The following is a 13,063-nucleotide window of genomic DNA, read 5'->3' as shown; positions in this document are numbered from 1 at the left end:
CGGGAAGGCCCTTTAGCTTTGCGTCCCTACCTTTCGATAGGTTTGCCGTTTATCGTGTATTAGCTTTGTATAGTTATATCTTACCATATCTATTTCTATTATCAAGACCTAAATCACTAGATTTCCGCGAAAATAAATAAAAATTTTAAGTATTTTAAGTTTTTCCGTCATTATTCTACAAACATCAGGATAGCTTTGCGTGAATGATAAGTCTATGCGTTGGATTCACCAGCGGATCACAAGTAATGAGTGTAAGAATCTTGTCATCCTTATTCCCTTTCAATACGGATACATCGGTTGGTTCCACAATAGTCACATCATAAACTACATAATTGTATGCCTGCTTGCCGGTTGTAACGGAAATGTTATCCCCGACTTCGACTTCATTCAATCTGTTGAACAGCCTTCCCGTAGTTCTTGATCTATGCGCTGCAATTGCAGCATTGCCAGCAGCGCCGAGCGGAGCCGTCTCCTTCATATGTGCAGCAGCATGCTTCATATTCGCCTTGGTGGCGCCTTCCAGTACAGGCAGCTTCAGATCTATTTTGTCGATTTGAATGATTGCCATCACCTTGCCTCCGACTTCAATCTCAGGCGCTGCAGAGGGTTCTGGCTCTTCCGCAGCCGACTCATCCGCCAGCAGCTGGGTTACTTCCGCATAAGGCTTACTTAGATCAGCACTGGCCGGAGCTGAGGCAGACGGAACGATTTCACTGTAGGCCTGTTCAGCCTCTTCCAGCAGCTTTTGCTGCTGACGGTCATTGTACCATTCGCTTCCTTTGGGATAGAGCATAATTAGTACCCCGGCAAGTATAATCAAATAGGATAATTTCCGCATGACAATCGCCTCCGTAATATAGAATAGATGTTACCCTTCCGGAATAATTAAGAAGCAATGCTTCTATATAACAAGTAGAAACGACTTTGCCGTCCTTTTTAAGGACGGTACCGTTTCAGCGAGAAATAGAAGGATATTTTATAGCAGCAAGCATATAAATTCTTATATTTTCAGAATACCCATTTCCGGCTTCCGAAGAAATTAATGATTACCGTAACAAATGTGACCAGCACTTTGGCGATCAGCACTTGAATACCGAGAGTATCGGTCAATATATGAATCAGCAGCACCGATATACCCAGCACCAACAGGTTCAGCACGATAAATCTGACCAGCTGCATCCGGTCGAAGCCCTCTTTATTGCCTTTGTCCCGGTCACGGAAGGTTACCTTTTTGTTCCAGAAGAAGCTGTTGGCCGTACCGGCGCTGTAGGAAATAATCTGCGCAGGGGTGTTGATCATCCCAAGGGAATGCAGCAGTGTGAATACAGCAAAGTCAATCAATGTATTCAGCAGGCCTACCGCATTGAATTTCAGGAACTGGATGAACCCCGCACTCCATCTCTTATCTGGCATAATCGCTTTCCTTCCGCGTGTCTTCTATTTCCGCATCCGGATAGCCTTTGGTCTCACGTACAATATAGAGCGGTCTGTCCTTCGACTCATCATAGATCCGTCCGATATACTCACCAATTACCCCCAGCAGCATCAGCACAATCCCGTTGAAGAGCAGGTTCACGCCGACTATAGATGCCCATCCGGGTACGGTCCAGGAGGTAAAGATTTTTTGGAACAATACCAGGAACAGATAGATGAAGCTGGAAAAGGACAGAAAGAATCCGATATATGATGCGATTTTGAGCGGTTTGTGGGAAAAGGAGGTGATGCCGTCGAGCGCAAACCGGATCATTTTTTTGAGCGGATATTTCGTTTCCCCGGCAAAGCGCTCCTCCCGCACATATTCTACCATGGTCTGCCGGAAGCCTACCCAGCTTACCAGACCCCGGACATACCGGTTCTTCTCCTTCAGACCGCGCAGCACATCACAGACTTTACGGTCGATCAGCCGGAAGTCCCCGGTATCGGTAGGGATTTCAACACTGGTCATACTGCTGAGCAGGCGGTAAAAGATCTTAGCGGTGACTTTCTTGAATAAAGTCTCCCCGTGACGCTTCAACCGCTTGGCATACACGACTTCGTAGCCCTCTTTCCACTTCGCAATCATCTGCAGAATAACCTCAGGAGGATCTTGGAGGTCTGCGTCAATCACCACGACTGCCTGGCCTTCGGCATAATCCATACCAGCCGTAATCGCCACCTGGTGGCCGAAATTACGGGAGAAGTCGATCAGCTTGACATGCTCATCCCGGCTGCTGATCTCGCGCATGATCTCCGCCGTACGGTCCCGGCTGCCGTCATTGACGAAAACCAGTTCATAGGAATCGCCGCAACCATCCATTACTTTTTTGAGCCGTTCATAGGTTATCTGAATGACTTCCTCCTCATTGAACATGGGGACAATTACACTGTATCTGGCTTTCACCTTAGTTCCTCCTATAAGTTTCTACGAGATACCCCGCAATAAAACTGACTTTTTAAGCATGTGCCTCATTAAATAGTACCCCCTAGAATACCCAGGAAGGGAACCAGCGCAGTACAGTATTTATATAACTGCTGTTAACCTGCATTCCGGATAACACCGGATAGAACATTACAAACAGGATGGCTGCAGCAGCCACATAGGCATACCGCAGGTATTTGGCATCGCCGAATCTGCTGTCAAGCAGCTTCAGGATATAGACCACCGACAGAATCATAAACGGCACCATCGCAAAATAATGGTACAGGAACGTCTCACGCGGCACAAGCATCCACGGAACATACTGTGAGAAGAACCCGATCCAGATCATGTACAGATTCTTGTCCCTGCGTTTCACGGTAAGCCACACGGCTGCCAGCATAGCGAAGATTCCTGTCCACCAGATGAGCGGATTCCCCATGGTTACGATGCTGCTGGCCTTGCCTTCCGGCAATCCTTCACCGCCGCTGAAGAACCATACCGGACGTTTCATGAACGGCCACTCCCACCAGGAGGAGGCGAACGGATGCGTAGCTACAAGCTGGCTGTGATAGTTGTACATATTTTTCTGGGCATCAATCAGGCCCTTAACAGTGAAGCCTTCCGCCGAAGCAGAGAGCGCCGGGACAAAGGACAGACTATAGATGATAACCGGGATAGCAATGAAAAATATGATGCAGCTGGCCAAAGTGATGATGGTGTTCTTCCAGAAGGATTGGTCCGCTGTCCGGCAGGCAGCTTTGAGCTCCTGACCGGTCAGCTTGCCCTCAGCCAGCAGACGGCCTGCAGCCTTATACTCCCTATACCGCTCAAACAGCGCCAGTGCCAGCATCACCGCAAGTCCTGCCCCTCCGTAGAGAACAATCCACTTGGAGGCCACTCCGATTCCGAAGAACAGTCCGGACCAGAACAGCGGAACCAGCGTTGTGCGCAGCGGCATACGGTAGAAGTTCATCGTATAATACCGCTGCATGAAATAGAACATCAGCATAATGAAGAATACGCCGTATACATCAATCGTTGAAATGCGCGTCTGGGTGAAATGCATGAAGTCCAGGGCGAACAGTCCGGCTGCTAATGCAGCATAGGTAGTCTTCCGGAACAGCCGCATCGCCATAATATAGATCAGCGGCAGCATCGCAATTCCGAACAGGGTGCCGATGATACGCCAGCCGAATGGATTGACGCCAAACAGCTCCATGCCGGCACCGATCAGCAGCTTGCCAAGCGGCGGGTGCGTATTCTCATAAGGGACAATATCATGATAATGTTCATAAGCCGTCCGCGCATGATAGATTTCATCAAAATACGTACTGTTCATGAAATTCGAGTTTTCCGGGATCATGGACTGCTCATCGAACAGATTGGCTGGCGTCCCTCTTTTGGGGGCCGCAGCGGCATCCGGTGTAACACCGGCAATTTGCAGAGGCGTCTTCGGTGCCTCCTGGCCATAGAAAGCCACTTCATTCAGGGTGAAGCCCGGAGAGGTGACTGTCAGCTTGACGTATCTTGCCGATACGTTCAGCGGCTGACTTTTCCATATGAAGACATTGCCGACATCCTCGCTCACATCAAGCGGGCTGCTCCAATTATCCGGACTCTGGCTGAACTCCAGCTGAAACTTGCCCGTGCCGACACCGCCGAAGATATTTACCCGCTCCAGCTGGTGGGCCTGCCCCAGATCCACATAGAAGCTCTCGCCGCTGGCGGCAGGCTCCCACAGGGTTTCAGGCGACTTGTTGTCCCCCAGATGATAAAGCGCAAGCGCTCCATAGAGTACCGTGATCGCGATCATCCAGATCCAATCTCTGCGCTGCAGCTTCAGCGGGGAACGCCGTTCTTGCTTGGCAAGGGGCTGAATCCCCTCTGCAAGCCGCACATCTGCTTCAAATGCAGCCTGCGTTGTAACAGGCTCTCGCAGGAGCTTTGTTGCTTTGCGGATATATACATCGTACCCAACATACAGCAGATATAATGCCAGAACTACGGTAGTAATCGCTGTAACCAGGACAATTCCGTCTGTCGGCGGATTGCTGCCGGTATTGAGATAGGCCAGCGTATAGCCTACATTAATATATTGAGTCAGCGAGAATCCGAGAAACAGTGTCAGGAAACGCCGGTCCTTGCTCTCAATGAAGGTGAATAGAGACAGGAGCAGAACAGGATACAGGTAGCGTTCATGCATTTTGGTGCCAAATACAAAGACAACCGTGATCAGCACCATGCCGAGGAAATACGATTTAGAAAGATCCTTGCGGTCCTTGGTATTGAAGGAATAATAAGCTGCGAGAGCTACCGCTACAAGTATGAAAATAAAGCCCCATATGCGGTAAGGTATGCCGAGCCAGGTGACATCAAGCGCTGACCACATCGGATCCGTCAAAGCATAAAGATTGAATGCATTAACTGTAGAATACGGATAAGAAGATAAAGTGCTCTTATATAAATCAATCACTCCGGCAAAACCGCCGTTATTCCAGAAGAACGGGGCTGCGAGCAGAGCAAATATTCCCAGTCCGTAGACAGCGCCCAGAGCAAGCTGCTTCCAGGCACGGTGATGATAGAAGGCAAAGATCAGGACCGGTGTGAAAATCAGCGCCTGCGGTTTGATCAGTGTGGCAATGGCGAAAAAGATCGCTGCACGTACAAAGGTTCTATCCACTACTCCCATTATGCTGAGCAGCAGGAAGATGAGGAAGAAGGAGTCTGCTTGTCCCCACGCTGCAGAGTCCATCAGCACTGCCGGGTTAAACAGGAACAGCATCATCAGCCCGATCGCAAGTCCGGGTCCGATCTTGGCACGTGCGCCCTTGTAGATGATCCAGCCGAGCACGAGGTCGGAGATGATGGCCGGCAGCTTATATAGCACAGTCTCTGCGCCTGATCCGCCCGCAAAATTAAACAATCCGCGGAGCAGACTCAGCAGGTACAGCACATACAAGTAGCCTGGGGGGTAATCCGCGAAATAGCCCTCTTCATAGAACTTGCCCGGACCAAGGTCTGTCAGACGATGGCTCCAAGCCATGAATGTATTCATATCATTCTGATAGCCCTGCGCAGTCAGGCCAATCCAGATCCGCAGAATGAACGCTACACCAAACAGGACATACAGCCAGCGTGTATAGATCACTTCCTGCTGGTTCAGCAGGCGTTTACTGCTGAAGGCTCTGTGATATAAAAGAGCAAAGAACACACTGAACACTGCCGATATCAGCAGCAGCTTGGCAGGTGACACCTTATGCGGTGTTTCTGCCGGCTGGCTCCCGCCGCCCGCATCCGCCCCGGCCGCCGGTGCTCCGCTGTCCAGCGATACAATGTTCGCGCCTTCCGGAGCTGCATCCAGCTGTTCTACGGACAGATCATCGAAATAGGCCTTGCCCTGAATCAGGTTGGCATATCCGCCCAGGGCAGCACCTATCCCGATCTCGGTCTGCTCTTTGCCGGTCTGGCCGATGAACTCGAGATACTGCCAATCGCCAGCTGTATCCTGGGTGGCGGGATAACCGCCGCCAATCCCGACCGGGAATATATTAGCACCCATCCCCCCGCCTGCTGTACTGACTATTTTGACATACCCCGAGATCTTATAGTAGCTGTCCGGCGAGACGGCAACTGTCTGTACCCACTTCAGGTGATTGGGTTCAAGGTTCTCAATGACTGCCGCTTTGCTGCCGGAGTGAACATCCTCGGACTGAACGGACAGCAGACCGGAGGCATCGCCCGAGATCCACATATCTTTGCTCCAGCTGGCAGGCGCACCGTCCTCCCCATCCTCAAAACCCGGATTCTGCAGTAAATTCCCCTCAGCATAAACGTTTGTTACAGGAAGAATAAATAATAAGAGCATCAGTATAACGGTTGCCGCCGCACGTGTATTCTTGGTCATCGTTCCACCCTCACCTCGTCAATGTTAATCCAGCCGTTACCGCCGGTTATGTAAACTTCTGCCTGCATCCCCTGCTCCAGCGTGACCGCAGGAAGTGTAACCTGATGATAATCTTCCCCTGCCTGCAGTTCGGCTTCTGCCAGCACAGTGCCGGCTGCACGGATTCCGATCTTCCCGCCGCTGCCGCCCGCACTAACCATGGCGGATAGCTTGTAGTCACCGGCTGCCGCGGCAAAAACCTGTGACACGCTTCTGTCAGCTCCCGCATCAAGATAAGCCAGCCTAGTTCCGGCGTAAGGCTTATTATCAGCCACTCCCGTTCCCGCAGAGAATGTCCAGCCCGAAGTCCCTTCTTCAAACCCCCCGTTTCTAAATTCAGCAGCGGGATTCTCCGGAGCTGCCGGAAGCCCGTCCGCTTTGTCATTAGTAAGCATTACACTGTAGTTGGCGAAACGCTTAACTGTATATTCTGCACTTGCCGCAGGAAGCGGAGAGCTATTCCCAAAGATATATGCGGCATTTGCAGGTACCATGTTCAAATCGTCAAATCTGTATCTCCCAAAGGAGGATACACGCTGGAAAGCTTCTCCCGGATTGGCGTAAACGGCGGAATTCTGGAAGTCCTGCGGATTGATCCGCTCATAGAACAGCACATAAATGTAGGGCATATTCACATTATTGGTAATATAGATTTCTCCCGGGCTGTGTTCGGAGGCATACTGCACCGCCTCGCCGAAAGAATCATAAAAAGCCGGTCCGATCCGGCCGGGGAACTCACGGAAATAATCATTGGAGAACAGGACAAAAAATATTGTAAACACTGCAGCGGCCAGTACGGCAGCCCCCTTGACTCTCCCCGCAAGCCACACAAATCCGGCGCTTACCAGCATGATGAACGGATAAAAAATAATATTGATCCGGTTGATATTTACACTTGTAATAAACGCCATTAGCACGGCAATCAGGAACCAGAGCAGCAAGACTCCATGCCCTGCGTTCTCCCGCCGTCTGGTCCACCACGAATGTATGAGGACAACCAGCCCCAGCAGCGCAAAAGGCAGCGCGATCGGGTACGCATAGCCATAAGGAGAAATTGAATTCCATGGCAAGCCGTCAGTCCCGCTAAGCATAAGCTTGCTGAATGCACTGAAGTTATCCGCAGCTGCCCTCCCCAGCTGTCCGCTGAACACGGATGAGATTTCCTCCACACGCGGCATCGTAAGCTTGGGAATAGTGAACAATGGAGTGGCTATGTCCTGCATGGAGTAACGGTTAATAACAATAAATAATAGTATAGGCAGGGCCATTGCTGCAAACAGCAGGCTGTTCCACACAAGAGTCCTGAGCTTAAGTATCTTGCTATACAATAGAAGAATTGCCGTACCAAGCGCAAATAACGGGACAAAAAAGTAAGCTGTTCCATAGGCATACAGCGAGAGGGCCAGCATGCCGGTAAACGCATAAAACCATCGCGGATTGTCGAAGGATCTTAGCAGAAGGTACACAGCTATCAAAATCATCGTAGGAAACAGATTCGATTCCAGCGCCCACCTGGACATCATAATATGCCAGGGATTGATCGCAATAAAGAACATGGCAGCGATTCCTGTTCTGGATGAGGCGGACAGCCGTTTCATAATCAGGTAGAAGAAAATCATGGCCAGCAAGCCCGTGACCAGACTGAGTGCCCGCACAGACAGCGGCGTCAGGCCGAACAGCAGAATAAACGGCATGGACAAGTAGGCATACAGCGCATTCTGTCCGCTGCCCCAGGCGATAAGATGAACGGGCAGATGTACACCATTGCGGTCCATCCCGTAGTGTAGAATGGCGTAGGCATCATAGCCGATAGATGCTTCGTCCTGGTTCAGTCCCGGAGGGATAGAATTTATGTATATGATACGAACGATTGCCCCCAGCAGAAACAAAAGGTACGGCCAGGGATTGTTAATGCAGGACTTGTAAGCTCTCGTAAGTAAGCCGGACAACGTTTATCACCTCTTCAACAATATAATCTAAATACTGGATGAAGAAAAGGGTAAAGCAGAGGTTAACCCCAGCTGCAGCCTCCTTATGAGGGATTCTCCAGAGAAACCTATACATTTCTATAACAAGTAGAAACAGCTTTGCCGTCCTTTTATAAGGACGGTACCGTTTCAGCGAGAAATAGAAGGATAATTGATAGCGTGAAGCAAATAAATTCTTATATTTTTATAAAAAAACGGCCCCTTCATATTAATGAAGGAACCGTGTACTTAAAGACGGATGTTGTTCTCTCTTAGCCCTGGCTGCCGATCAGAACATAACGCAGGATAATCAGAACAGCCAGTACCCACATCATCCAGTGGATATCATATTTCTTCTTGCCGGCCAGATTCGCTACGCAAGCCAGAATAACATAAGTGACAATCCCGAACGAAATACCGTTAGCGATGTTGTAAGTGAAAGGCATAATAACAAAGGTAAGGAAGGCCGGGATCGCCAGGACCATGTCCTGGAAATCAATGTCGCGGATGGATTGGGCCATCAGGACACCGACAATAATCAGTGCAGCGGCTGTTGCAGGGCCGGGAATAAGCGCTACAATCGGAGCCAGGAACAATGCGAGCAGGAAGCACACACCTGTAGTTACTGCAGTCAGACCCGTACGTCCGCCTTCAGCTACACCGGCAGCACTCTCAACATAAGCAGTGGTTGTGGAAGTACCCAGCATCGCACCACCGGCAACGGCTACTGCATCTACAAACATGGCGTTACCAACACGTCTTTTGCCTTCTTCAGCATCCTTCATGATTCCTGCACGTTCAGCAGTACCTACAAGTGTACCGAAGGTATCAAACAACTCTACAAAGGTAAAGGTAGCAATTGCGGAAACGATACCGGTGTGCATAATGCCTTCCCAGTCAAATTCCCAGAAGTTGAGTTGCGTGAAGTCTGGAATCCAATGGGCTTGTGAATCATTAATGGAACTGAAATCTACAGCGCCCATCAGGATCGCAGCCAGCGTAGTACCCAGAATACCGAACAGGATTGCGCCGCGTACGCGCAGCACCATCAGGATGGAGATCAGCAGCAGGCCGATAATTACAAGCTGAACATCGGTGTTCTCCAGGCTGCCCATATGAATTACAGTTTCGAAGGAAAGAACATCCGTGAATTTATTAGCGGCAATGTCATTACCGGCTTCAACGCCGATCGTCATCAATCCGCTGTTCTTCAGGCCGATAATGGTGATGAACATCCCGATACCGACCGTGATGGCATGCTTCAGGCTGTCAGGAATTGCAGTGAGCAATATTTGCCGGACCCGGGTAACGGTCAGCAGGATGAAGATGATTCCGGAGATAAATACAGCGGTAAGACCCATTTGCCAGGTAAACTCATGTTCGGTGGTTGCCGAAGACAACACTACGGAAGCAAAATATGCGTTAAGGCCCATACCAGGTGCCAGAGCTACCGGAAAGTTAATGAATAATCCCATGGCAATTGTGAAAATACCTGCCGCAAGTGCTGTAGCCAGGAATACGGAATACCAGCCCATATCAATGCGGCCAAAGGCAGTCAAAGTATTGGGATTAACCGATAGGATATAAGCCATTGCCATAAACGTGGTCAAACCGGCCATGATCTCTGTGCGTACTGTGGTGCCGTTCTCTTTCAACTTGAAAAAGCGATTCAAATTGTTCTCCCCCTAAGGTGTATGTTATGCCATCACAGCAACAGAAAAGCCGGCATCTGGGAAGACACCGGCCCGAAAAAAGAGATTCTTGTCCGGCATATCCGGTGTTAACCGGAATTCCAGGTAAGCTGCTCTTCTTAATCGTAGCCAGGTCATTACGGTGACCTCGTAGAGACTTCCAGGCCAATCCCCGGAATTATACGAATATGTATTTGCTGTAGCGCTTTATCATTTTAGGTGTATATGACATGAGTTGTCAATGGTAAATACGAACATTAAGCGTAAGGTTTATACAATTGTTCGTAAATCGAACATTTTCATGACAAATTCCGCTTGGTACAGGGATGATCCGCCAAACATCGCGGCATAAACGCGGACGGTACTGTACTTAAGCCAGGTTATACACGTATGATGGAGCGCTAAGCGGGATAGCCGGGTGGCATCATTTTCTGTGTATAGCATTTGACTGTCCTTCCGTTTGTATGCAGGGCAGAAAAGAGAAGATTCTCAACTAGAAACGGCTTACCCTTATATCAACAAAAAAAGCCGGAAACGCCAATGAATGCGTTCCGGCTCCGGAATTCTATAGTCAGCTGCTGCTGAGGCCTATTCCCACTCGATCGTTGCAGGCGGCTTCGAAGTAATATCGTACACGATGCGGTTTACGTTATCGACTTCGTTGACGATGCGCACGGAGATTTTCTCCAGAATATCCCACGGAATACGCGCCCAGTCTGCGGTCATTCCATCTACGGAAGTTACTGCGCGAATACCTACGGTATAGGAATACGTACGCTCGTCACCCATAACGCCAACACTTTTCATGTTAGGCAATGCGGTGAAATACTGCCAGATTTCGCGGTCGAGACCGGCTTTGGCAATCTCTTCACGCAGGATAAAGTCCGAATCACGAACAATAGTCAGCTTCTCTTCGGTTACTTCACCCAGAACACGGATGGCCAGACCCGGACCCGGGAAAGGCTGACGCCAAACGATGGCATGCGGCATTCCTAGCTCTTCACCCAGCTTACGGACCTCATCCTTAAACAGGGTGTTCAGCGGCTCGATCAGACTGAATTTCATATCTTCAGGCAGCCCGCCTACATTATGGTGGGACTTAATCGTCTGAGCCGTTGCTGTACCGCTCTCCACGATATCTGTATACAGTGTGCCTTGCGCCAGGAATGCGAAATCACCCAGCTTGGCCGATTCTTCGTCGAAGCAATAAATGAATTCATTGCCGATGATCTTACGTTTCTGTTCGGGATCGGAAACACCGGCCAGCTTGCCGAGGAAGCGGTCACGGGCGTCGATTTTGACCACATGGATATCGAATTTGCCGACAAAAGTCTCCATAACGCTCTCCGCTTCACCTTTGCGCAGAAGGCCGTGGTCAATGAACATACAAGTCAGCTGATCGCCGATGGCACGGTGAATCAGCATAGCCACAACAGAGGAATCTACACCGCCGCTGAGTGCGCAGAGCACTTTTTTGTCGCCGACTTTGTCGCGGATATCCTTAATGGCATCATCAATAAACGACTCCATCGTCCATTTGCCCTCGCAGCCGCAGACCTCATACAGGAAGTTCGAAATCATCTCATTTCCGTTCACAGAGTGGCGCACCTCAGGGTGGAACTGTACGGCGAAGAATTTGCGTGCATCATTGCTCATAGCTGCGATTGGAGCACTCTCTGTCCCGGCATCCAGCTTAAAGCCTTCCGGAAGCTCCACGACATGGTCGCCGTGGCTCATCCATACGGTCTGATTGCTCTCAAGACCTGCTGCAAGCACGGACCCTGGTGAGAATTCCACATCCGCTTTGCCGTATTCCCGCTTGGATGCGCGTTCTACCTTGCCGCCCTGCTGCTGGGCCATCAGTTGCATCCCGTAACAGATTCCGAAGATCGGAAGTCCGAGTTCATAAATCGCCGGATCTACATGTGGTGCATCCTCAGCGTACACACTGCTTGGCCCGCCTGAGAAAACAATCCCTTTTGGCGACAGTGCCTTAATCTTCTCCATTGGTGTATTGTACGGCAGAAGCTCGCTGTATACCCCCAGGTCCCGAATTCTGCGCGCGATAAGCTGGTTATACTGTCCCCCGAAATCCAGAACAACGATAATTTCATTTGGCTTGTTCATTACTTGCCTCCCTTGATTATTGGATTCATTATACTCATGGTTAATTCTCAGCGTCAAGGAAAGGAGACGTCTTGTCTTCGGGGATTTCTCCCATATGTGACGGGGTCTGGGGCGATTTAGGGGAGCCTGTAAAGACAGTATCCAGATCTTGGAATGCGTATCCGCTTCCACGTTAGCTGAGTGAGGATAGATGTGCTGTTATAGTTGCCAAAAAGTGATTTCCTCTTTCAGGAATGCCGTCATATGCTGGACAGAACAGAGGGCTGGCCGGCAGGCGTACATCGGGAAAATTACCATGAACTAACTAATACGCCGGAGCTATACTTTTGCAGTCCATCCAAGGGTCACGCTGTACTCTCCGGGGCACCGCCCGGCAGCAAAGTGAGCTCACTTAAGTTCACCTGTAAAGAAAGGGCTAAATGTTGTAAGTATTACAACATGGATTCATGAATGCTGGGGGATTCGTAACAATTGTTGTATGAAATGCAGGAATTGACGCGCTTAGCCGCCTGATTACGGGGGAAATGCTGCTTTTTATACAACAATTTTTGAATAGGCTCATTATGATGAGGAGAATGTTGTATTTCGTGCAGGATTTCCGTCGGCAGCTAAGTTCAGCTTAAATATTCATGTAAATGAAAGGCGCTCGCTGCAATAGCAGTGAACGCCTCTTATCTTATCGGGTCAGACGGAATGTAATCGTCAAACATCTGGCAATGAACGCGGCTGCGTCAATGGCTTCCGCATCCGTGGCAGGAGGACTGGAGCTCAAGGTGGGGATGGAGGATGCATCCGTGCGCGATGGCTGCGTGAGCTCGCCCGATGCGACGGGGCGCGATGGCTGCGCGTGCGCGCCCGATGCGACGGGGCGCGGTGGCTGCGCGCGAGCGCCCGATGCGACGGGGCGCAGAGACTGTGCGTGCGCGCCCGATGCGAC

Annotated in this window: 7 protein-coding genes and 2 riboswitches; all 7 genes read right to left on the bottom strand. The window is 50.2% G+C overall.

Features of this window, described 5'->3' with window-relative positions:
- Positions 1-57: riboswitch (cyclic di-GMP riboswitch) on the bottom strand. This riboswitch is flagged as partial in the annotation.
- A 127-nt stretch (positions 58-184) separates the two neighbouring features.
- Positions 185-838: a class D sortase gene (locus QW71_RS33640; RefSeq protein WP_039309752.1), complete on the bottom strand. Its 654-nt coding sequence runs from the start codon at positions 836-838 to the stop codon at positions 185-187.
- A 170-nt stretch (positions 839-1,008) separates the two neighbouring features.
- Positions 1,009-1,413 (bottom strand): GtrA family protein, encoded by a 405-nt coding sequence (locus tag QW71_RS33635; protein WP_039309750.1) that lies wholly within the window; start codon positions 1,411-1,413, stop codon positions 1,009-1,011.
- A complete protein-coding gene (locus QW71_RS33630) occupies positions 1,403-2,380 on the bottom strand; it encodes a glycosyltransferase family 2 protein (protein ID WP_039309749.1) in 978 nt (325 codons plus the stop codon). Before QW71_RS33630 ends, QW71_RS33635 begins: the two co-directional genes overlap by 11 nt.
- 82 nt (positions 2,381-2,462) lie before the next feature.
- Positions 2,463-6,302 (bottom strand): phospholipid carrier-dependent glycosyltransferase, encoded by a 3,840-nt coding sequence (locus tag QW71_RS37475; RefSeq protein ID WP_039309748.1) that lies wholly within the window; start codon positions 6,300-6,302, stop codon positions 2,463-2,465.
- On the bottom strand, positions 6,299-8,290 hold the full coding sequence (locus QW71_RS33620; protein ID WP_039309747.1) for a carbohydrate-binding protein: 1,992 nt from the start codon (positions 8,288-8,290) through the stop codon (positions 6,299-6,301). Before QW71_RS33620 ends, QW71_RS37475 begins: the two co-directional genes overlap by 4 nt.
- A 290-nt stretch (positions 8,291-8,580) precedes the next feature.
- Positions 8,581-9,981, bottom strand: coding sequence for an NCS2 family permease (locus QW71_RS33615; protein WP_039309746.1), 1,401 nt, complete (start codon positions 9,979-9,981; stop codon positions 8,581-8,583).
- Between the two features lie 124 nt (positions 9,982-10,105).
- A riboswitch (purine riboswitch) is annotated at positions 10,106-10,205 on the bottom strand.
- A gap of 382 nt (positions 10,206-10,587) precedes the next feature.
- Positions 10,588-12,126 carry a glutamine-hydrolyzing GMP synthase gene (gene guaA / locus QW71_RS33610; RefSeq protein WP_039309743.1) on the bottom strand — a complete coding sequence of 513 codons (1,539 nt, stop codon included), beginning with the start codon at positions 12,124-12,126 and terminating at the stop codon, positions 10,588-10,590.
- Positions 12,127-13,063 lie beyond the last annotated feature (937 nt).

Source organism: Paenibacillus sp. IHB B 3415, assembly GCF_000802655.2.
Lineage (GTDB): Bacteria > Bacillota > Bacilli > Paenibacillales > Paenibacillaceae > Paenibacillus_AQ > Paenibacillus_AQ phytohabitans.
Note: the sequence above shows the minus strand (reverse complement) of the source record. Positions and strands in the feature narration are given on the sequence as shown.